21 protein-coding genes are annotated in these 19747 nt (G+C 71.4%); 10 read left to right on the top strand and 11 right to left on the bottom strand.

Translation table 11 applies throughout. The features are described 5' to 3' along the window. Positions 1-55: 55 nt before the first annotated feature. From FB453_RS18110 to FB453_RS18095, 4 genes are all read right to left on the bottom strand, one after another. On the bottom strand, positions 56-817 hold the full coding sequence (locus FB453_RS18110) for a LytR/AlgR family response regulator transcription factor (protein ID WP_088950711.1): 762 nt from the start codon (positions 815-817) through the stop codon (positions 56-58). A gap of 23 nt (positions 818-840) precedes the next feature. Beyond that, positions 841-2067: a sensor histidine kinase gene (locus tag FB453_RS18105; RefSeq protein WP_112583851.1), complete on the bottom strand. Its 1227-nt coding sequence runs from the start codon at positions 2065-2067 to the stop codon at positions 841-843. 39 nt (positions 2068-2106) lie between these two features. Then, entirely contained in the window at positions 2107-3678 is a 1572-nt protein-coding gene (locus FB453_RS18100; RefSeq protein WP_186718385.1) for a sugar transferase, read from the bottom strand. Positions 3679-3941: 263 nt separating this feature from the next. Beyond that, complete coding sequence (locus tag FB453_RS18095) at positions 3942-4802, bottom strand: DNA-formamidopyrimidine glycosylase family protein (protein ID WP_145791785.1); 861 nt, start codon at positions 4800-4802, stop codon at positions 3942-3944. Between the two features lie 80 nt (positions 4803-4882). Between FB453_RS18095 and FB453_RS18090 the strand changes: the two genes are divergently transcribed. Next, the gene (locus FB453_RS18090; protein ID WP_145791783.1) at positions 4883-6154 is read left to right on the top strand and encodes a glycosyltransferase family 4 protein; all 1272 of its coding nucleotides are present in this window, start codon (positions 4883-4885) and stop codon (positions 6152-6154) included. A gap of 157 nt (positions 6155-6311) precedes the next feature. Here FB453_RS18090 and FB453_RS18085 read toward each other — a convergent pair whose 3' ends face one another. The 5 genes from FB453_RS18085 to FB453_RS18065 form a co-directional block, all read right to left on the bottom strand. After that, a complete protein-coding gene (locus FB453_RS18085; RefSeq protein WP_145791780.1) occupies positions 6312-7034 on the bottom strand; it encodes a CDP-alcohol phosphatidyltransferase family protein in 723 nt (240 codons plus the stop codon). Beyond that, the gene (locus tag FB453_RS18080) at positions 7009-8076 is read right to left on the bottom strand and encodes an iron-containing alcohol dehydrogenase family protein (protein ID WP_145791777.1); all 1068 of its coding nucleotides are present in this window, start codon (positions 8074-8076) and stop codon (positions 7009-7011) included. The genes FB453_RS18085 and FB453_RS18080 overlap by 26 nt, the downstream gene beginning before the upstream one ends. Beyond that, entirely contained in the window at positions 8064-8795 is a 732-nt protein-coding gene (locus FB453_RS18075) for a phosphocholine cytidylyltransferase family protein (protein WP_112583845.1), read from the bottom strand. Before FB453_RS18075 ends, FB453_RS18080 begins: the two co-directional genes overlap by 13 nt. A 78-nt stretch (positions 8796-8873) precedes the next feature. Continuing rightward, the gene (locus tag FB453_RS34260; protein ID WP_186718373.1) at positions 8874-9641 is read right to left on the bottom strand and encodes a hypothetical protein; all 768 of its coding nucleotides are present in this window, start codon (positions 9639-9641) and stop codon (positions 8874-8876) included. Further along, on the bottom strand, positions 9638-10087 hold the full coding sequence (locus tag FB453_RS18065) for an NUDIX hydrolase (protein ID WP_186718371.1): 450 nt from the start codon (positions 10085-10087) through the stop codon (positions 9638-9640). Before FB453_RS18065 ends, FB453_RS34260 begins: the two co-directional genes overlap by 4 nt. A gap of 112 nt (positions 10088-10199) precedes the next feature. On the opposite strand from FB453_RS18065, the gene FB453_RS18060 reads away from it, so the two are divergent. The 4 genes from FB453_RS18060 to corA all read left to right on the top strand — a co-directional run bounded on the left by FB453_RS18060 (position 10200) and on the right by corA (position 13814). After that, positions 10200-10592, top strand: a complete 393-nt coding sequence (locus FB453_RS18060; RefSeq protein ID WP_091396882.1) for a CBS domain-containing protein — start codon at positions 10200-10202, stop codon at positions 10590-10592. An 83-nt stretch (positions 10593-10675) separates the two neighbouring features. Beyond that, complete coding sequence (locus FB453_RS18055) at positions 10676-11134, top strand: ester cyclase (RefSeq protein ID WP_112583998.1); 459 nt, start codon at positions 10676-10678, stop codon at positions 11132-11134. Between the two features lie 106 nt (positions 11135-11240). Further along, complete coding sequence (locus tag FB453_RS18050; protein ID WP_112601309.1) at positions 11241-12335, top strand: aminotransferase-like domain-containing protein; 1095 nt, start codon at positions 11241-11243, stop codon at positions 12333-12335. A 324-nt stretch (positions 12336-12659) separates the two neighbouring features. Continuing rightward, entirely contained in the window at positions 12660-13814 is a 1155-nt protein-coding gene (gene corA / locus FB453_RS18045; protein WP_145791772.1) for a magnesium/cobalt transporter CorA, read from the top strand. Between the two features lie 81 nt (positions 13815-13895). On the opposite strand, the gene FB453_RS18040 is transcribed toward corA, so the two are convergent. After that, the gene (locus FB453_RS18040; RefSeq protein ID WP_145791770.1) at positions 13896-14675 is read right to left on the bottom strand and encodes a hypothetical protein; all 780 of its coding nucleotides are present in this window, start codon (positions 14673-14675) and stop codon (positions 13896-13898) included. An 84-nt stretch (positions 14676-14759) separates the two neighbouring features. Here FB453_RS18040 and FB453_RS18035 point away from each other — a divergent pair, with 84 nt between their 5' ends. Together FB453_RS18035 and FB453_RS18030 are read left to right on the top strand one after the other, a co-directional pair. Then, positions 14760-15290 (top strand): peptidylprolyl isomerase, encoded by a 531-nt coding sequence (locus FB453_RS18035; protein WP_091396894.1) that lies wholly within the window; start codon positions 14760-14762, stop codon positions 15288-15290. Positions 15291-15384: 94 nt separating this feature from the next. Then, positions 15385-16296, top strand: coding sequence for a rhomboid family intramembrane serine protease (locus FB453_RS18030; RefSeq protein WP_145791768.1), 912 nt, complete (start codon positions 15385-15387; stop codon positions 16294-16296). Here the strand turns inward: FB453_RS18030 and FB453_RS18025 are convergent. Next, the gene (locus FB453_RS18025) at positions 16289-16717 is read right to left on the bottom strand and encodes a PH domain-containing protein (protein ID WP_112583838.1); all 429 of its coding nucleotides are present in this window, start codon (positions 16715-16717) and stop codon (positions 16289-16291) included. The genes FB453_RS18030 and FB453_RS18025 overlap by 8 nt on opposite strands. A 112-nt stretch (positions 16718-16829) precedes the next feature. On the opposite strand from FB453_RS18025, the gene FB453_RS18020 reads away from it, so the two are divergent. From FB453_RS18020 to FB453_RS18010, 3 genes are all read left to right on the top strand, one after another. Beyond that, a complete protein-coding gene (locus tag FB453_RS18020; protein ID WP_112730311.1) occupies positions 16830-18002 on the top strand; it encodes a thiolase family protein in 1173 nt (390 codons plus the stop codon). A gap of 56 nt (positions 18003-18058) precedes the next feature. Then, positions 18059-19072: an aminoglycoside phosphotransferase family protein gene (locus tag FB453_RS18015; RefSeq protein ID WP_112698844.1), complete on the top strand. Its 1014-nt coding sequence runs from the start codon at positions 18059-18061 to the stop codon at positions 19070-19072. Between the two features lie 111 nt (positions 19073-19183). After that, complete coding sequence (locus FB453_RS18010) at positions 19184-19690, top strand: hypothetical protein (protein ID WP_112583835.1); 507 nt, start codon at positions 19184-19186, stop codon at positions 19688-19690. Positions 19691-19747 lie beyond the last annotated feature (57 nt).

The following is a 19747-nucleotide window of genomic DNA, read 5'->3' as shown; positions in this document are numbered from 1 at the left end:
CGGAAGTCGTACGGACTAGCGTACAACGTACGGTAGGGCTGCTTCCATTCCCGGGTCAGCGACTCCAATCCTGCTTCGCGGCCCTGACCAGCTTGTCCTTCAGCTCCCGGGTATGCCGCCGGCTCACTGGCAGCTCGGTCGAGTCGATCACCACCACGTAACCGGAGTTGACCAGCCGCAACTCCGCGATCAACTTCAACTGCACCAGGTACGACCTGTGCACCCTGACGAAGCCGGCATCGGCCCAGCGTTCCGCCAGCGTGGCCAGCGAGACCCGCACCAGGTGCGACCCCTCCGCGGTGTGCAACCGGGCGTAGTCGCCCTGCGCCTCCACCCAGCGCACCGCCGACCGGGGCAGCATCCGGGTGGTGCCGGCCAACTCGATGGGGATGGTCGGGTCCTCCTCCGCGCGGGCCAGCGCCGCCGGGTGCGACGGCACCACCCGCGAGCCGATCACCCGGCGCAGGGACTCGGCCAGCCGATCGGCGCGCACCGGTTTCCGCACGTAGTCGGTGGCGCCCAGATCGAAGGCGTCCACCGCGCCGTCGTCGTACGCGGTGACGAACACGATCGCCGGTGGCCGGGCGAAGCGGCGCAACACCCGGGCCAGCTCCATGCCGTCCAGGCCGGGCATCCGGATGTCCAGGAAGACCACGTCCACGTCGCCGTCGCGCAACAGCCGCAGCGCCTCGGTGGCATCGCCGGCCGTGTGCAGCCGGGCCACCCGGGGGTCGGCCCGCAGGTGGTACGCCAGCTCGTCGAGCGCGGGCGGCTCGTCGTCCACCGCGAGGACGCGCAGGAAACCGGACGCGTTCACCGCACCCGTCGCGGTCCGCTCGCTCACGACCCTGCCCGCACGCCGGGGTGGAACTTCGGCACCCGCATGCTCACCTTCGTGCCCGAGCCCAACCCGGTCTCCACGACCAGACCGAACCGGTCCCCGAAGACCGAGCGCAACCGCTCGTCGACGTTGGAGAGGCCGACGTGCTGGCCCGTGTCGTCGCCCGGGTCGCCGGTGCCGCGGGCCAGCTCGGCGATGCCGGCGGTCAGCGTGGTCGGATCCATTCCCACTCCGTCGTCCTCCACCGTGATGTGGCATTCGGCTCCCGCGTCCCGGGCCTCGATGCTCACCATGCCCGTGCCCGGCTTGCGGGACAACCCGTGGCGAACCGCGTTCTCCACCAACGGCTGGAGGCAGAGGAACGGCAGCGTCACCGGCAGCACCTCCGGGGCGATCTGCAACCGCACCTGCAACCGGTCACCGAACCGGGCGCGCTCGATGGTCAGGTAGCGGTCGATCGACCGCAGCTCCTCGGCCAGCGTGGTGAACTCCCCGTGCGCCCGGAACGAGTACCGGGTGAACTCCGCGAACTCCAGGATCAGCTCCCGGGCCCGCTCCGGGTCGGTGCGTACGAACGAGCCGATCGCGGTCAGCGCGTTGTAGATGAAGTGCGGGCTGATCTGCGCCCGCAACGCACGGATCTCGGCGCGGGCCAGCCGCTCCCGTGACGAGTCCAGCTCGGCCAGGGCGAGCTGGTTGCCGGCCCAGTGCGCCGTCTCCAGGGTGGCCTGCACCAATCCCGGAGGCGGCGGGCTGTCGGCGACCGCCACCAGCGCGCCCACCACCCGGCCGTCCGCCCCCAGCAAGGGCGCGACCACCGCCCCGCGGACCGGGCAGTCGACCCGGTCGCAGTGCAGTTCCTGCTCACCCAGCACCGTCGAGCGGCCGCTGTCCACCGTCCGCTGGGCCGCCGCGAGCAGTTGCTCTCCGTGGTGCGTGCCGCGCCCGTCCAGGGCCAGCAGCCGGTCGGCGTCGGTGAGCGCCAGCCCGACCGCGCCCACCAGCGCCCGCAGATGCCGTACGGCCTTCGCCGCGCCTGCCGCGCTCAACCCCGCTCGCAGCGGCTCGGCGGCCAGGCCGGCGGTGTGCAGCACCTCGTAGGTGGCCCGCTGGGTGGCGGTGGCGATGCCACGGCGGGCTCGCAGTCGCAGCACCGCCAGCAGGGCTGCGGTCAGCGCGGTGACGAGTGAGACGACGCCGACCACGGCGGAGAGGTTGGCAGCCACGCAGCGATCCTCGCCCCTGCGAGCCGGCGCGCCAACCCTCTAGTACGCGCCCTTGCGGGCGAGCACCACGCCGACGGTGCGCCACAGGATGCTCAGGTCGTACGCGAGCGACCAGTTGTCGACGTAGTAGAGGTCCAGTCGGACCGACTCGTCCCAGGACAGGTCGGAGCGGCCGGAGACCTGCCACAGCCCGGTCATGCCGGGGCGGACCAGCAGTCGGCGCCGTACGTCACCCAGGAAGTCACCGTCGTCGGCCGGTAGCGGGCGGGGCCCGACCAGCGACATCTCGCCCCAGAGCACGTTGATCAGCTGCGGCAGCTCGTCCAGCGAGGTGGCCCGCAGGAAACGACCGACCGGGAAGACCCGAGGGTCCTCCTTCATCTTGAACAGCATGCCGTCGGTCTCGTTGCGGTCGACCAGGCTGGCCAGCCGGTCCTCGGCGTTGACGTACATGGTTCGGAATTTCCACACCCGGAACGTGCGCCCCTCATGCCCCACCCGGGGCTGGCGGAAGAAGACCGGCCCGGGGTCGGAGATCCGGATCGCCACGGCGATGGCCAGGAAGAGCGGGATCAGCAGCAGCAGGCCGAGACCGGCGGCGACCCGGTCCATCAGGTTCTTGGCCAGCAGCGCCGGCCCGGAGAGCGTCGGCTCCTCGACGTGCAGCAGCGGCAGACCCTCGATCGGCCGGATGTGCACGCGAGGGCCGGCGATGTCGGTGAGCTGCGGCGCGACCACCAGGTCGACGCCGGAGCCCTCCAGTTGCCAGGCCAGCCGGCGCAACTCGCCCGGCTCCGCGCTGGCCGACCCGCAGACGGCGATCGTGTCCCCACCGACCTCACGGACCAGGGCCAGGACGTCGCGTCCGGCGTACACCGGAACCGGGGTCGGCATGCCCCGGGCAGCCGCGTACCCGTCGGTGATGTGAATGGCGACGGGCATCAGCCCGGCGGCCGGGCTGCGGGTGACCGCCGCGTAGACCTCCAGGCACTCGGGCAGGGTGCCGACCAGCACCATCCGGTGCGCGGCCTGGCCGGCCCGCCGCCGGATGTAGTGCAACGCCCAGCGGGCCACAAAACGACCCCAGAGGATCAGCAGCGTCGCACCGACCAGCGCCGTGCCCACGGTGAACCGGGAGAGCTGGGTCACGGTGGAGAAGGCGAGGAACGAGACACTCGCGGCAACGGTCACCGAGGCGCGGATCACCCGCTTGAACTCGTCCGGGCCAAGCCCCAGATAGCGCCGGTCGTACGCCCTGTTGCTCCATAGGATGACCACCCAGCCGAGCGGAAGCAGCAGGTAGGAGACGGTGTGGAACCACGTCGGGTCCTGCTGGGTGCCGGAGAACCCGGAGGCGGCCTGGTCGAAGAGCTGGATCGCGATCCAGCTGGCGAACGCCGCCGCGCCGAAGTCGAGCAGCAGCAGGATCGCGATGTAGGGGCGGTGCCAGCGGGAAACACGGCGTCGCGCCCTCGTCCAAGCCGACCGAGGTACGCCGTTGTGGGACGGCGGCGTCGGCGGCTGGATCTCGAAGCTGTCGACGTGCCGCACGAGTCTGCTCCGGCCTTCGTTGGTTACCGGGCGCTGGAGGCTTGCCGTCACCTCACCCATGTCCTCCCGCATGACACGGGCCGCTCACTCGGCGTGAAGGCCCGGGTCGCCCACCGTCCCAGTCTCCCACGCGGCCTCCGACCGATCGTCGCCCCAAGGAGATTGGCGACCGACGGTGCTGGCGGGATCTGGCCGGCTCCGCACCATTTCAGAAGCCGGGGACCGGGCCACTATACCGATGGATGCGCGCGTGGCGAGAAGGGCGGACCGGAGCTTCCACTCAGGGAGGGCGATTCCGCTCCGTAGCCCCGAAGTGCAATTACTCACCGTACGAGGCGAGACAACCGACGGTCAGCGAGCGGCTTTCCGCCGGTCTGGCAGGTGGGGCAGTACTGGAGGCTTGAGTCGGCGAACGACACCTCGCGCACTGTGTCACCGCATACCGGGCAGGGCAGCCCGGTGCGCGCGTGCACCTTCAGCCCGGAGCGCTTCTCACCCTTCAGTTCCGCGGCCCGCTGGCCGAGGGACCGCTCGACCGCGTCGCCGAGGACCTGTCGGGTGGCGGCGTGCACTGTGGCGATCTGGGCGTCGGTGAGCCGATCGGTGATCGCGAACGGGGACAGCTTCGCGGCGTGCAGGATCTCGTCCGAGTACGCGTTGCCCACCCCGGACAGCACCGACTGGTCGGTCAGCACCCCCTTGACCTGCCCCCGCCTGCTCCGCAACCGCTCGGCGAAGGTGGGCAGATCCGCGGCGAGCGCGTCCGGGCCCAGCTTGGCCACCCCGGGGACCGTCGCGAGGTCGGTGACCAGATATGCGGCCAGCTTCTTCTGGGTGCCGGCCTCGGTGAGGTCGAAGCCGGAACCGTCATCCAGGCGTACCCGCACCGCGATCGGGCCCTTGCCCGGACGCAGCGGGGTGGTGGCGGGGAACGCCTCCCGGTAGTGCAGCCAGCCCGCTCGCGCCAAATGCACCACCAGGTGCAGGCCGCCCTCGAAGAGGACGTCGAGGAACTTTCCGTGCCGACTGGCGTCGACCACCGCCCGGCCGGCGACCTCGGTCGGCGCCGGCTCGTACGTCTTCAGGGCGCTGATCGCGGCGATCTCCAGCCGATCGACGCGCCGCCCCACCGCGCGCTGACGTAGGTAACCCGCGAGCGCCTCAACCTCCGGTAGTTCGGGCACGACACAACGGTAGCCTTCTTTCCCGTGAGCGTGAGGAATGAGCTTGCGAGTCCCGCAATCGCGAACGAAAGGCAAGCTCCGTGAGAATCGTGGTGGCACACAACCGGTACCGGGAAGCCCAGCCTTCCGGTGAGAACACGATCGTCGACTCGGAGATCGCTCAGCTCACCGCCGCTGGCGTCGAGGTGCTGCCCTTCATTCGCAGTTCGGACGAGATCCCGTCGATGTCGAAGGCGGCGAAGGCGCTGCTGCCGATCTCGCCGATCTGGGCGCCGCGAGCCCAGCACGACCTGAGCCGGCTGCTCACCGAGCACCGACCGGACGTTTTGCACCTGCACAACCCGTACCCCCTGATCTCGCCCTGGGTGGTGCGGACCGCGCACCGGCACGGTGTGCCGGTGGTGCAGACGGTGCACAACTACCGGCAGGTCTGCTCGTCGGGGATCTACTTCCGCGACGGCGTGATCTGTCAGGACTGCAAGGGTCGGACGTTGGGTGTGCCCGCGATCAAGCACCGCTGCTACCGCGACTCGGCGGTGCAGAGCGCGCTGATGGCGACCACCCTGGCCGTGCACCGGGGCACCTGGCGCTCGGTGGATCGGTACATCGCGCTCACCTCGGCGATCGCCGATCACCTCCGCGAGTACGGCATTCCGGACGAACGCATCGTGGTGAAGCCGAACTCCGTACCCGATCCGGGTCGGCCGGTGCCGCTGGGTGACGGGTTCCTCTACATGGCCCGGCTCTCTCCGGAGAAGGGCGTCGACCTGCTGCTGGACGCCTGGCGCCGGCACCCGGTGGGTGCGCTGGGCACGCTGCGGGTGGCCGGCGACGGCGAGCTGCGCCCACTCGTGGAGGCAGCCGCCGCCGAGCGACCCGACGTGGTCTACCTCGGTCAGCTCGACCGGGCCGGCGTGCAGGCCGCAGTCGAGGCGAGCGCTGTGGTGATCGTCGCCGCGATGTGGCACGACGTGCTGCCCACCGTGATCATCGAGGCGTTGGCGAACGGCCGACCGGTGCTCGGTACAGCCTTGGGCGGCATTCCGTACCTGGTCGGGGCCGACGCCCCGCACGAGCCCGCCGGCACCGGGCCCGCCGAGATCGCCTCCGCGGTCGCCGGGGGCGGCGGCGGGCCGGCCATGCCGGCGGGGATCGGTCTGGGCGAGGCCGGTTGGGTGGTCGCTCCGGAGCCGACCGCGCTCGCGGCCGCCCTGCCGGTCGCCCGCGCCGGAGCGCCCGGGCTGACAGTGGCCGCCCGCGCCCGCTACGAGCGCATCTTCCACCCCGACGTGGTCACCAAGCAGCTCATCGACATCTATGCCGGTCTGGCCCGGACCCCCAACCACGTCTGAACCTGGTCCCGCCCGCGTTGGCCTGTCCGGCATGATCGCGCTCGATCCAGGAGTAGTCCCATCCGGCTTGCGAGGCCACTACATCCTGGATCAAGCGCGATCTTGGCCCTCCCGCGTGGATCTTGCGGACGGGTGGCGCGCGGGGGTGAGGGGCTGGTCAGCGCAGGGAAGCGCGGGCCGAGAAGGCGATGCTCGCCAGCAGGAAGCCGCCGTTGACGATCGTGAAGGCGACCATCACCCAGAGGGCCAGCGCGGGGGCCACTGCGAGCACCACGGCGGCCACGAAGACCACAGCGCCGTAGTCGCGGACCAGCTTCACCAGGCGCACCGGCAGCGAGGTCGAGGTGACCATGCTGGCCGCGTTCGGGCCGGCCTGCATCACCGACGTCACCAGGTTGACCATCCAGGTGCCCGCGAAGGTCGCCACGAGCCAGGTCGGCGTGCCCGGCTCCTGCGCCACGGCGGTGGCGGCCAGGGCTGCCACCAGGGCGATCTGCGCGGCCACGTCGCAGAGCACGTCGACACGCGCACCGGCCGCGCTGCCCTGGCCGGTCACCCGGGCCAACTGCCCGTCCGCGCAGTCCAGGGAATACGCCACCTGCCAGCCGACCAGAGCGAGCAGACCGACCACCCAGGCCGGTACGTCCCCGGCGGCGACCGGCACGGCGAGTGCCACCACGGACACCGAGGTGGCCAACCCGAGCACCAGGTTGGTGATGGTCAACGCGGTCGGTCGCAGCCCGAGCCGCTGGGCGACGAGCGCGAACACGGCCCCCAGCCACTGGCTGATCGACTCGCTGAAGAGGCCGCCGCCCCGGTTCACCCGGTGGAAGTCGGCGACGGTGGGACGGGGGTCAGCCAAGCTGGTCGCGGATTGCACCGGCGTAGTCTGCCAGCCGTTCCCGGGTCTCGGTAGGCGACAGTGTCAGGTGTTCGAGGATGGTGTACCGGTCCGGCCGGGTACGCGGCGCGAACTGCACCGCCTCGATGAACTGGTCGTCGGTGAGCGCCACCTCGGCGGGGAGCCGAGGCAGACCGTGCCGGGCGAGGCAGGCCGACATCTCCCCGAAGCGGCGGAGATCTCCGCGCAGCCAGGTGCAGAACAGCGCACCCAGCCCGGCGAGCTCGCCGTGCGAGGCGGTCCCCGGAAAGAGCGAGTCGACCGCGTGCATGATCTCGTGGCAGCCGCCGCTGCACGGACGGCTGGTGCCGTCGACAGCCATCGCCAGACCGCTGGAGATCAACGCCTCGGCGAGGACGATCACGAAGGCGTCGTCGCTCATGTCGCCGGGGTGGTTGAGCACCGCTTCGGCGCCCGCCCGCGAGAGCGACGCGGCCAGCCCGTCGACCGGCTCACCGCGTACCTTTCGGGACAGCTCCCAGTCGGCCAGCGCGCTGATGTTGCTGATCACGTCGCCGATGCCGGCCCGGTTGTGCCGGTCCGGGCCGCTCTCCACGAAGTCCAGGTCGACGATCACCCCGATCGGGATGTGGACGCCGTAGGAGCCCTTGATCCCGTCGGTGATCAGGCTGGCCACCGGGGAGGCGATCCCGTCGTTGGCGAGGCTGGTCGCCACCGACACCATCGGCAGCCCTCGGCGGGTCGCCGCGTACTTGGCCACGTCGATGGTCTTGCCGCCACCGATGCCGACCACCGCGTCGTACGACCGGGAGCGGAGTTTGCCGCCCAGGTCGTCGGCGGCGTCCAGCGTCCCACCGGAGACGGTGAACACGTCCGCCGAGCGCAGTGACGGTCGGATCAGCTCCGCGATCTGGGCGCCCTGACCCGGGCCGACCACCACCGCGACGTCGCCCCCGGAGGAGATCCGCCCGTCGGCCAGGATCGCGCCCAGGTCGGCGACCGCCCCGCGTCGCACGTCGATGTGCAGCGGGGTGAGGACGCTCCGAGCTAGTAGCGGCACGCGATCTCCCGCGCACGGGCCAGGTCGGCGTGGTTGTCGACCTCGACCCACGGGACGTCACCGATCGGCGCCGCCCGCACCTCCCCGCCCCGGTCGGAGAACTCCTGGTAGCCGTCCTCGTAGTAGAGGTTCGGGTCCCGCCGCCAGGTCGCCTCCAACGCGTCGGCGAGGGCGTCGGCGACCTGCGGCTCGATCAGCGTCGCGCCGATGTACTCCCCGTACGCCTCGCCCGGGTCCATGATCTTGGTGATCCGGGTGAGCTGGCCGGCGGCGTCGAAGGTGGTCTTCATCTCCTCCTCGGCCAGCGGCTTGAGGGTGTCCACCGCGAGCAGGATGCCCGGGCCGCGCTCGGCCAGCAGGGTCTTCTCGATGCTCACCGGGTGCACGGTGTCCCCGTTGACCAGCAGCACTCCGCGCGCGAAGTACTCCCGGGCGAGCCAGAGCGAGTAGGCGTTGTTCCACTCCTCGGCCTTGTCGTTGTGCACCAGGGTGAGCGTGACCCCGTACCGCTTCTCCAGGTCGGCCTGCCGCTCGCGGACCGCGTCCGCCGCGTAGCCGACGACGATCACGATGTCGGTGAGCCCGACCTCGGCGAGGTTGCCCAGCGCGATGTCCAGGATCGTCGTCTCGCCGTCCACCGGCACCAACGCCTTGGGCAGGGTGTCGGTGTACGGGCGCAGCCGTCGTCCCGCTCCGGCCGCGAGCACCATTCCGATCATCGCGACATCCTCCCTAGTCCTGCTCCCGTCACCGGTGGAGGATAGCGCCGGCCGGGTGCGCCGCTCCGGCCAACCGGGTCAGCCGGGCAATGCCGCCAGGTCGGCGAGCATGGTCAGGCGCTCCTCCGCGCTGAGCGCGGCGTACGGGCCGGCGGCCCGCCGGTCGGTCTCCAGTTCAATCGCGAGTCGCTCGGGACCGGCCGGCAGGGCGGCGATGCTCGACGCGGTGTGCCCGGCGGCGGTCCAGGCGGCGGCGTGCGCGTCGGCCCGGTGGTGTCGCAGCGTGCTGAGCCGGTTGAGCAGCAGAACGCCCGACGGGGTGCCGTCCGGCTCGTACGGGGGCGCCAGCGCGGCGAAGGTCGAGCCGCCCCGGTCACCCTCCTCGTCGGCCAGCACCAGGGCGTACGACAGCAGTCGGCCGAGCATGGCCACCAGCCGGGCCACCCGGTCGTCGTGGCCGGCCCACAACTCCTCGGTGACCTCGGCGTGCACCTGGTACAGCTCGGCGAGGAAGGCGGCGCCCCGCTCGGTCGCGGACAGGGCTCCGTCCGGGCCGCGGTAGATCATCCCGTGGGCCACCTGCTTGTCCACTGTCCGCCGGCAGGCGACCGGGTCCTGGTAGCGGGTGATCGCCGCGAACCCGGGCCCGTCGACAGTGCCACCGGGTGCGGCCAGTCGGGTGCGCAGGTCGACCAGGAAGCCGGTCGCCGTGATTCCGCCGTAGCGCTGGGACAACTCGGCGCCACCACCGTCCCGGCCGGCCAGGATGCCGGCGCGGAAGGTCCGGTCCACGGCCGGCGCGAGCAGCCCGGCGATCCGGTGGGGCGCCAGTTCGACGGTGTTCACAGACCGATCGACCGCAGGACGGCGAAGCCCTCCTCCGCGATCCGCCGGATCAGCCCGTCGTTGACGTCGCGGTGCTCGTCGAGCACTGTCACCTCGTGCTCGGCCAGCCAGCGGTACTCGGTGTGCTTGCCGGCCTCCAGCATCGGGCGGTCGAGGTCACCGTCGACGCGGACCAGGAAGTCGTACTCGGTGCGGGCCAGGCCGTCGTCTCCGACGTAGCTGTACTCGCCCACCTGGCCCAGGACGTGGGAGAGGACCCAGCCGGTCTCTTCGGTGATCTCCCGGCGCAGTGCCTCGTCGATGTCCTCGCCCGGCTCCACGTGGCCACCGACGATGTCCCAACAATTGGGAAACAGACGTCGGTGTGGTGAGCGGCGCTGAAAGAAGATGCGGCCGTCATGGTCGACGATCAGCGCGCCGGCGCAGCGCAGGGGCTCGGTGGACACCACTCGACAGTAGCCAGCGTCCGCAGCTTGTGCGATGCCGCTCTTGTCCCGGAAACATCCACCGACCACCATGTCCGTACCGAATGCCACCGTCCCAAAGGGGTGATGTGTGATGCAGGTACGGGATGCGATGTCCAGCCAGGTCCTCGTCGTCGGTCCGGAGCACACGCTCCGCCAGGCGGCCCGGATGATGTCGGCCCGCGGTGTCGGGTCGGCGGTCGTGATCGACCCGGATTCCGAGGGTGTGGGGATCATGACCGAACGTGACGTGTTGAAGGCCATCGGCGCCGGCCTGGACTGCGACGTGGAACGCACCGGCGCCCACCTGACCTGGGACGTGGTCTACGCGGGGCCGGAGTGGACGGTGGCCGAGGCCGCCGCCGCGATGGCCCGGGGCGGATTCCGGCACCTGGTGGTGCTGGACGGCCAGGAGGTGGCCGGCGTGATCTCCGTGCGGGACATCATGCGGGTCTGGTCGGAGAGCCAGGCGGTCGCCACGACCTGACCGGGGGTGGTGTGCGGGGCCGGATCGATGGGTAGACATCCCTTGCGGGCGCGGAGATGCCGTGGCCCGTGGGGGAGGTCCCGATGCGCGACGCGGAGCGGCTGGTTGAGCAGCAGTACGACATGCTCCTGCGTCGGGACGTGGCCCGGCTGCCGGATCTCTACGCCCCGGAGGCGTTCTACGCCATGCCGGGCGTGACGGTCCGGCCGATCGAGCTGCCCGCGCTGCTGCGCACCTGGACCGGCGCCTTTCCAGACCTGCGGGTCGACCCGATGGGCGCGGTCCGCACCGGCGGTGGCGCCGCGGTCGAGCTGCGACTGACCGGCACCCACACCGGCACCCTGCATTCGCCGTACGGCACCGTCGCGCCCACCGGCCGGCTGGTGAGCTGGGAGGTGGCCGACGTGGTCCGGGCCCGCAAGGGTCGGATCACCGCCTGGCGCTCCTACTTCGACTGGAGTCAGCTCCTCGACGCGCTCGGCGTGCAGCTGGAGGGACTTTCCCGGGCCGCGCAGCACGACGCGCTCGCCCTTCCGGTCTGATCTGCCGCCGTCCGGTGGAGTGGGGTCACCCGACCCGGTGGCTCAGGATGCGGACATCGCCGTGCCGACCGCGCGTCCCCCGCCGCCGCCCGTACGCTCAACATCCATGACCGCCGAGCAGTTGATCTCCTTTGCCCGTGGGGCTCCCTCGCTGGACATCGTCGATGTCGAGGGGCTCAAGGCCGCCGCCGTCCGCGCTTTCGACGCCGACCCCGCGGGGGTGACGGCGTACGGCACCTCCGTCGGGTACCTACCGCTGCGAAAGTGGATCGCCGAGAAGCACGGGGTCGAGGCCGACCAGGTGCTGGTCACCAACGGGTCGCTTCAGGCCGACGCGTTCCTCTTCGATCACCTGGTCCGCCCCGGCGACGCGGTGGTGGTGGAGCGCCCGACGTACGACCGGACGCTGCTCAACCTCCAGCGGATGGGCAGTGAGCTGCACGGCATCGCCGTCCAGCCGGATGGCCTGGACACTGCCGAGCTGCGCAAGCTGCTGGAGTCCGGGGTCCGCCCCCGGCTCGCGCACGTCATCCCGAACTACCAGAACCCGGCCGGCATGACGCTGTCCCTGGAGAAGCGCCGGGAGCTGCTCGACCTGGCCGCCGAATACGAGTTCACGATCTTCGAGGACGACCCGTACGCGGACATCCGCTTCCGTGGCGAGGCGCTGCCGTCGATGCTCTCGCTGGACACCCGCAACGTGGTGGTGCACGCGTCGAGCTTCACCAAGACGGTCTGCCCGGGTGTGCGGGTCGGTTACCTGGTCGGCCCGGCCGACCTGATCGCCTCCATCGCGAAGAACGCGACGAGCCTCTACATCTCGCCCGGGATGGTGTCCCAGGCGATCGTGCACCAGTTCTGCGTCTCCGGTGACATCGACCGCTCGATCGAGACGGTCCGGGCGGCGCTCGGCGAGCGGGCCCAGGTGCTCGCCGATTCGTTGCGCCGGCACCTGCCGCAGGCGCGGTTCGTGGAGCCCGACGGCGGCTACTTCCTCTGGGTGGAGTTCCCGGAGGACGTGCTGGTCGACCGGCTCGCCCCGGCGGCGGCCGAGCGCGGGGTCGCCGTGGTCAAGGGCAGTGACTTCGTGCTGGACGGCGGGCGGCACGCTCTCCGACTGGCCTTCTCGGCGGTGACGGCCGACCGGATCGATGAGGGTGTCCGGCGGCTCGCCTCGGCCGTCGAGGCCGTCCGCAGCTGAATTAACTGTCGGGTTCCTGACAGAACGACGATGCCGGCCGTCCCGGGGCTCCCCTCCGGGCGGCCGGCTGGCCCACAATGCTGCGAGCGTCAACCCGCCAGCTGCGGAGTTCACCGCCCGGCCTCGGGGCCGGCCCTGCCGGGTTGACGCGGCAGCACAACCTCCCGCCCCCACAGGTGCCGGGTGGGCCGTGTCGTCCCCCGCACACCCCCCGATGCGGCCCGGCCCGCCCGGCGCCGCCCCCCCACGCGACCGCCGTCACACCGGTCCTCGACCGCGATCGGCGTAGCCTGCAAGCCGCAGCTGAGCGCGGGAGGTGACGCGATGACGGATCGGACAGAGCGGGACCGGACGGCACCGTCGACCACCGGTCGGGGGCTGCGACCTCGGGCGTGGCCCTCCCCGGTCCGGGCGATGACCCGGATCCTCAACGCCGACGGCTCGCCGCCCGTTCCGGCGCCGACGGGCACGGGCACCGGCCGCAGCGCGGTGGTCGACTGCGCGCTCTACGTCGACGGCAGGCGGCAGCCCGGCGACTGGACCTACGCGGAGGCGTTGGCCGCTGCCCGCCGCGAGGAGCACGGGTTCGTCTGGATCGGTCTGCACGAGCCCGAGCTGGCCGAGATGACCGCCATCGCGGAGACCTACGGCCTGCACGAACTTGCGGTCGAGGACGCGGTCAAGGCCGAGCAGCGCCCCAAGCTGGAGCGGTTCGGCGACGTCGTCTTCCTGGTGCTGCGCACCGCCCGCTACTGCGAGCACACCGAGCTGACCGAGAACTCCGAGGTGGTGGAGACCGGGCAGGTGATGCTCTTCATCGGCCCGAACTTCGTGATCAGCGTCCGGCACGGCGATGCCTGCCGGCTCGCCCCGATTCGCGCCGACCTGGAGACCAAGCAGGAGTTGCTGCTGCACGGCCCGTGGGCGGTGGCGTACGGCGTGACCGACCGGGTGGTCGACCTCTATCTGGAGGTGGCCGAGCAGATCGAGGACGACCTGGACGTGCTGGAGGCGGAGGTCTTCGACCGGCACGGCCACGGGCGGATCCAGCGGATCTATCAGATGAAGCGGGAGTTGGTGGAGTTCAAACGGGCGGTGGTGCCGTTGCAACGGCCGCTGATGACGCTGACCTCCCAGGTCAACCGGGACGTGCCCAAGGAGATCCGCAAGTACTTCCGGGACGTGCAGGACCACCTGAGCCGCACCGTGGAGCAGGTGAACTCCTACGACGACCTGCTGAACTCGATCCTCCAGGCGCGGCTGGCCCAGGTCACCGTCGACCAGAACAACGACATGCGCAAGATCGCCGCGTGGGCGGCCATCGCCGCGGTCTGGACCTCCATCGCCGGCGTCGAGGGCATGAACTTCGAGAACATGCCCGAGCTGAAGATGACGTACGGCTATCCGGTGGCCCTGGCCCTCATGCTCGGCGTCTCACTGGCCCTCTACCGCTGGTTCCGCCGCAACGGCTGGCTCTGACCTCTCGGTAGCGCCGCTCACGCGGAAGCGCCGACGAGTGGGTGGATCCACTCGCCGGCGCCCGATGCACTGCTGTTGATCTCAGCGGCGGCCGTTGGTGCGGGCCGTGTCCTTGCCCAGCGCCTTGGTGAGGTCGTCGGTCGGCCGACCGGAGACATCGGTGGCGCCCTCGGCGACCGACGGGACCTTGTCGGTCGGGCGGACACCGGTCTGCTTGGCCGGGGCGGTGGTGCTGGCACTGGAGCCGCCGGCCACCGCCGAGCTGCCCGCGCCGGTCATCCCCGCCGCGCCGGACATGGCGGACCCGTCGGACCCCTTGGCGGCGGACGTCGTACGCACCTCGATCGAGTCGACCTCGTCGCGCATCGGCTCCAGGGTGCTGCGGGTCGGGTCGTACTCGGCCCACTCCTGCTGCTCCCGGCGGCGACGCAGCGCGACCGCGCCGGCCAGGCCGGCGATGGCACCCGCCGCCAACAGGCCGGTCATCATCGAGCCGCGACGGCGCGGCTGCTTCTTCTTACCGGTGATCCGCATGGTCTTCGACTTGGCCTTCCTGGTCAGCGGCCCTGCCTGCGCGGCGCCGTCACGAGCAGCCGCCGCCAGCGGTGCCAGCGTGGTGAGAGTCGTCCCCCAGCCGGTCGACGCGCGGTCGCGTACCTTCGCGGCGGTCGGTGCGACGTAGCCCCGGGCCACCTGGACCCGCGGGCCGACGGTCGCGCCAGCGCCCTTCGCGGCGTGGTTGGCTGCCAGCATCAGGTGGCTGATGCTCTGGTTCAGCTCGGCCTTGGCCAGCTGCCCCTGGGACTTACGCCGCCCGAATCCAAACACGGTCCTACCTCCTGGGAGTTGTTCCTTCGTCATCCTCCACCTTCGGATGCCTCCGCGATGCCAGATCGGGCACATGGGAGGATCCGCATGGAACTGACCAACGAGTGAGGAGTACCCGTGGCCGAGGCTGTCTACGCCACCCTGCACACCAACGCTGGCCCGATCCGGCTGGAGCTCTTCCCGAACCACGCGCCGAAGACCGTCCGCAACTTCGTCGACCTGGCCGAGGGAAACCGTGAGTACACCGACCCGCGCACCGGTCAGCCGGGCAGTGGTCCGTACTACGACGGCACCATCTCGCACCGGGTGATCAGCGGTTTCATGGTCCAGATGGGCGACCCGACCGGCACCGGCCGGGGCGGACCGGGCTACAAGTTCGCCGACGAGTTCCACCCGGAGCTGCGGTTCGACCGTCCCTACCTGCTGGCGATGGCGAACGCCGGACCGGGCACCAACGGTTCGCAGTTCTTCATCACCGTGTCGCCGACGCCGCACCTCAACAACCGGCACACCATCTTCGGCCAGGTCGCCGACGAGGAGTCGGTGAAGATCGTGGATTCGATCGCGAACACCCCGACCGGTCCGAGCGACCGTCCGCTCCAGGACGTCGTCATCGAGCGGGTCGAGATCGAGCGGTCCGCTTCCTGAACGACTGGCGAGGTACCTTTGCTCGCATGATTGAGCGCTCCGGAGCACAGCCGGTGCCGGTGGACCGTGCGGTGGCGGACGGAGGGTCGGCCCGGTGAGCGAGTCTCCGCCGACCACCCCCGTCTGCTACCGGCACCCCGGCCGGGAGACCTACGTCCGGTGCACCCGCTGTGACCGGCCGATCTGCCCGGACTGCATGCGGGACGCCTCGGTCGGGCACCAGTGCCCGGAGTGCGTCAACGAGGGACGTCGCAGTGTCCGGCCGGCGCGTACCGCCTTCGGCGGCGGTACGGCCGGCCGGCACGGCTATGTCACCAAGGCGCTGATCGCCGTGAACGTGCTGTTCCTGCTCGCCTCCATCGCCTCCGCCCGGGGCGGGGACGCGGCGGTGGGCGGCTCCGGCTTCGGCGGCCTGATGGGTGGCAGCACGCCGCTGACCGAGTGGGGTGCGGTGCTCGGCCGGGCCTACCTCTCCGACTACACGCTCGGCGGGATCGCCGAGGGCCAGTGGTACCGGCTGGTCACGGCGATGTTCCTGCACTACGGCGTGCTCCACCTGCTGCTCAACATGTGGGCGCTGTGGGTGCTCGGCCGGTCGCTGGAAGCCAACCTCGGGCGGGTGCGGTTCGCCGCGCTCTACCTGATCGCGGGCCTCGGCGGCAACGTGGCCGCCTATCTGTTCAGCAGCCCGCGGGCGGCCACCGTGGGTGCGTCGACCGCCGTGTTCGGTCTCTTCGCCGCGCTGATCATCATCGAACGCAGGTTGGGCCGGGACATTTCCCGGATCATCCCGATCCTGGTGATCAACCTGGTGTTCACGCTCGCCGTGCCGGGCATCTCGATCCCCGGGCACCTGGGCGGGCTCGTGGTCGGCGCGCTGATGGCGTTGGTGCTCGCGTACGCGCCGCGGAGTCGGCGGACGCTGGTGCAGGTCGCCGGTGGGGCGCTGATCCTGCTGATCCTGCTCGCGCTGGTGCTCTTCCGGACCGCCGCGCTGCTCACCTGACCGGGCGGGCGGCCCGCAACGCGGCGGCCACCTCTTCCGGGGTGGCCCCCAGGTCGTACCGGCCGAACAGGTGCAGCGAGTTGCCCGCGTCGATCTCCAGGGTTTCGCTGGTCAGCCCCAGCCGGGGCCGCCGGTCGACGGCGATCGCCTCGACCGCCGACCAGGGCAGCAGTCGCCGGCCGGCGAAGCCGTGGATGACGGTGAGCCCGGCCGGGTCCACCGCCAGTCGGACCGGCGCGACCAGGTCACGTACCGCCCAGCCGGCCAGCGCGGCGGCGGCCAGGACGGCCACCGCCAGGCGGACCGGGTCGCCGTCGGCGAAGAGCAGCCCGAGCGCGACGAGCAGGACGGCGCCGGCCAGTTTCGCCGCCGGCAGGCTCGACGGCACCCGCCACTGCTGTGCCGGGGAGGTCTCATTCACCCGCCCAGCATGCCAGCGGCAGTCGGACTCCGGCACCTCGTGCGGGTGTGGCCGGACGACCGGTCGATGGACGACGTAGGATCGGGGCAGCCCAAGTTACCGGGGAGTAAACATGAGTGACGCGGTCATCGTCGGCGCGGTACGTACCCCGGTCGGGCGGCGCAAGGGCAGCCTCGCCAGCGTCCACCCGGTCGACCTCTCGGCGCACGTGCTGCGCGCCCTCGCCGAGCGCACCGGGCTCGACCCGGCCCAGGTCGACGACGTCTTCTGGGGCTGCGTGTCCCAGGTCGGCGAGCAGTCGTGGAACATCGCCCGCAACGGCGTGCTCGCCGCCGGCTGGCCCGAGACGGTGCCCGGCACCACACTGGATCGGCAGTGCGGCTCCAGCCAGCAGGCCCTGCACTTCGCCGCAGCGACGGTGCTCTCCGGTCAGGCCGACCTGGTGGTCGCCGGCGGCGTCGAGTCGATGACCCGGGTGCCGATGGGCTCCAGTGTGGCCGGCGGCATGCCGTTCAGTGACCAGCTACGCGCCCGTTACCGGGGCGTCGAGGGCTTCGCCGACGACGCGCCGCTGCCGTTCAACCAGGGGGTCGGGGCCGAGCTGATCGCCCAACGGTGGCGCCTGTCGCGTACCCAACTGGACGAGTTCGCGCTGGCCAGTCACGAGAAGGCGGCCGCCGCGCAGGACGCTGGCGCGTTCGACCCGGAGCTGACTCCGGTGCCGCTCGCCGACGGTGGCAAGTTCGCCGCCGACGAGGGCATCCGCCGGGAGACCTCCCTGGAGAAGCTGGGTGAGCTGGCCACCCCGTTCCGCGCCGACGGCGTGGTGACCGCCGGTTCCGCGTCCCAGATCTCCGACGGCGCCGCGGCCCTCGCGGTGACCACCTCCGACTGGGCCAGCCGACACGGTCTGCGCCCGCTGGCCCGGATCCACACCGCCGTGGTCGCCGCCGACGACCCGGTCACCATGCTCACCGCGCCCATCCCGGCCACCGCGAAGGCGCTGCGCCGCGCGGGGCTGGGCATCGAGGAGATCGGGGTGTACGAGGTGAACGAGGCGTTCGCCCCGGTGCCGCTGGCCTGGCTGGCGGAGACCGAGGCGGACCCGGAGCGGCTCAACCCGCGCGGCGGGGCGATCGCCCTCGGCCACCCGCTCGGCGGCTCCGGTGCCCGGATCATGACCACCATGCTTCAGCACATGCGGGACAACGGCATCCGCTACGGGCTCCAGACCATGTGCGAGGGCGGCGGCATGGCCAACGCCACCATCGTCGAGCTGGTCTGACGCGGGGCGGGAAAACGCCTCGCCTCGACGCGGAACGGCCGCCTAAGGTGCCCAGCGTGACGACGATCGCCGGTGAGCGCGCCCCCGACTGGTCCAGCGAGCAGTGGCAGGTGCGCGCCCGATCCTGGGTCGACGCACAGCTGAGCCAAACCGGCCGACGGGTGACCGGGCTGGTGGAGCCGAGGCTGCGGCCCTGGTCGCTGGTGTGGCGGGTGCCCACCGACGACGGTCCGGTCTGGTTCAAGGCCAACAACCCGGGCACTGTGCACGAGGCCGTCCTGATCGCGGCGCTCGCCGAGTTGACGCCCGACCGGGTGCTGACGCCGATCGCGGTGGACCCGGCGCAGGGCTGGTCGCTGCTGCCCGATGGCGGCGAGTCGTTGCGCGACGTGCTGGCGCGCGACCCCGACCTGGCGCACTGGGAGCGGGCGCTGCCCGGGTACGCGGCACTGCAACTGGCGAGCGCGTCGCGCGCCGACGAGCTGGTCGCCCTGGGCGTGCCGGATCAGCGTCCGGAGGTGCTGGCCGGTCTCTTCGCCGAGCTGCTCGACGATCACGAGGCGCTGCTGGTCGGTGCCGAGGGCGGGCTCAGTCCGGAGGTGCACGAGCGGTTGCGGGCCGAGCTGCCGGCGTACGCGCAGCGGTGTCGCCGGCTCGCCGACCTCGGCATTCCGGCGACCGTGCAACACGACGACCTGCACGACGGCAACGTCTTCGCCGGCGCGGCCGGGTACCGGTACTTCGACTGGGGCGACGCCTCGGTGGCGCACCCGTTCGGCACGCTGCTGGTGACCCTGCGCTCCATCGGGCACGCCGGGAAGCTCGCTGCCGACGATGCCCAGCTGGTGCGGTTGCGTGACGCGTACCTGGAGGTGTGGACCGACCGGTACGACCGGCGGACCCTCGTGGAGGCCGCCGACCTCGCGATCGGCCTGGGGCCGGTGAGCCGGTCGCTCTCCTGGCGTCGGGCACTGGACACCCCCGAGGAGTCCCGCGCCGAGTACGCCGACGCGGTCCCGGGCTGGCTGGAGGAGCTGTTCGCCGCCAGTCCACTTCAGCCGAACTCCTGACCATGATCCGTCCGAGTCGGAAGTCGGACAGGCAGTGCGACAGGCGGCGTGGAACTTCCAAAAATCCCGCGTGACCCACGTCACCCTGGTGAGGGCGTCGTTGGGCAGGTCATGGACGTCTTCTCCCGAACGTTCCTCCCGGCCGCCGCTGAGGCTGGCCTGGCCGTGCAGACGGTGAGCCGGCACATGCCGGTCTTCCGGCGCTGTGTCGGCTCCGGTGACGCCACCATCCTGGTCACCCGTTGCAGCCGCCCCGACCGCCCGGTCACCGGCGACTACCTGTTGCTACTCACGCACCGCCGCCTGGTGGTGACCCAGCAGACCCGGCTCCTGCACCGACTGCGCCTGCACCTCAACACCGAGTTGCGCGAGCTGAGCAACGTCACCTGGAGCCCGGACCCGCGGCTGCAGTCGGTGGAGATGGCGGCCACCGCGATCGACGGGATCCGTGAGCGGTTCCTGATCCGGACCAGTCACCCGAAGCAGGTCTGGCAGCTCGACGCGTTGCTCAACCAGGCGTTCCGGACCCGCCTGCGGCCGGCCGGCGCGCGGGTCGTTGCCAGCATCGGTGACGCACCAGCCGCCGCCCGGCCCGGGATGTTCGCTCCGTCCTGGTGAGCTGACCCCGACCGGGCGTCGCCCGGCCTTTACCGAACTCGAACACACACCGATCGC

This window comes from Micromonospora sp. CNZ322 (assembly GCF_007827755.1).
The sequence above is the reverse complement of the archived record's forward strand: the minus strand, read 5'-3'. Positions and strand labels throughout refer to the sequence as shown.

Excerpts from the sequence above, each read along its gene's own strand:
- FB453_RS18100 (WP_186718385.1), bottom strand. The coding sequence starts at position 3,678 with ATGGGTGAGGTGACGGCAAGCCTCCAGCGCCCGGTAACCAACGAAGGC.
- FB453_RS18075 (WP_112583845.1), bottom strand. The coding sequence starts at position 8,795 with ATGATCGGAATGGTGCTCGCGGCCGGAGCGGGACGACGGCTGCGCCCG.
- FB453_RS18060 (WP_091396882.1), top strand. The coding sequence starts at position 10,200 with ATGCAGGTACGGGATGCGATGTCCAGCCAGGTCCTCGTCGTCGGTCCG.
- FB453_RS18055 (WP_112583998.1), top strand. The coding sequence starts at position 10,676 with ATGCGCGACGCGGAGCGGCTGGTTGAGCAGCAGTACGACATGCTCCTG.
- FB453_RS18050 (WP_112601309.1), top strand. The coding sequence starts at position 11,241 with ATGACCGCCGAGCAGTTGATCTCCTTTGCCCGTGGGGCTCCCTCGCTG.
- corA (WP_145791772.1), top strand. The coding sequence starts at position 12,660 with ATGACGGATCGGACAGAGCGGGACCGGACGGCACCGTCGACCACCGGT.
- FB453_RS18040 (WP_145791770.1), bottom strand. The coding sequence starts at position 14,675 with ATGACGAAGGAACAACTCCCAGGAGGTAGGACCGTGTTTGGATTCGGG.
- FB453_RS18020 (WP_112730311.1), top strand. The coding sequence starts at position 16,830 with ATGAGTGACGCGGTCATCGTCGGCGCGGTACGTACCCCGGTCGGGCGG.
- FB453_RS18010 (WP_112583835.1), top strand. The coding sequence starts at position 19,184 with ATGGACGTCTTCTCCCGAACGTTCCTCCCGGCCGCCGCTGAGGCTGGC.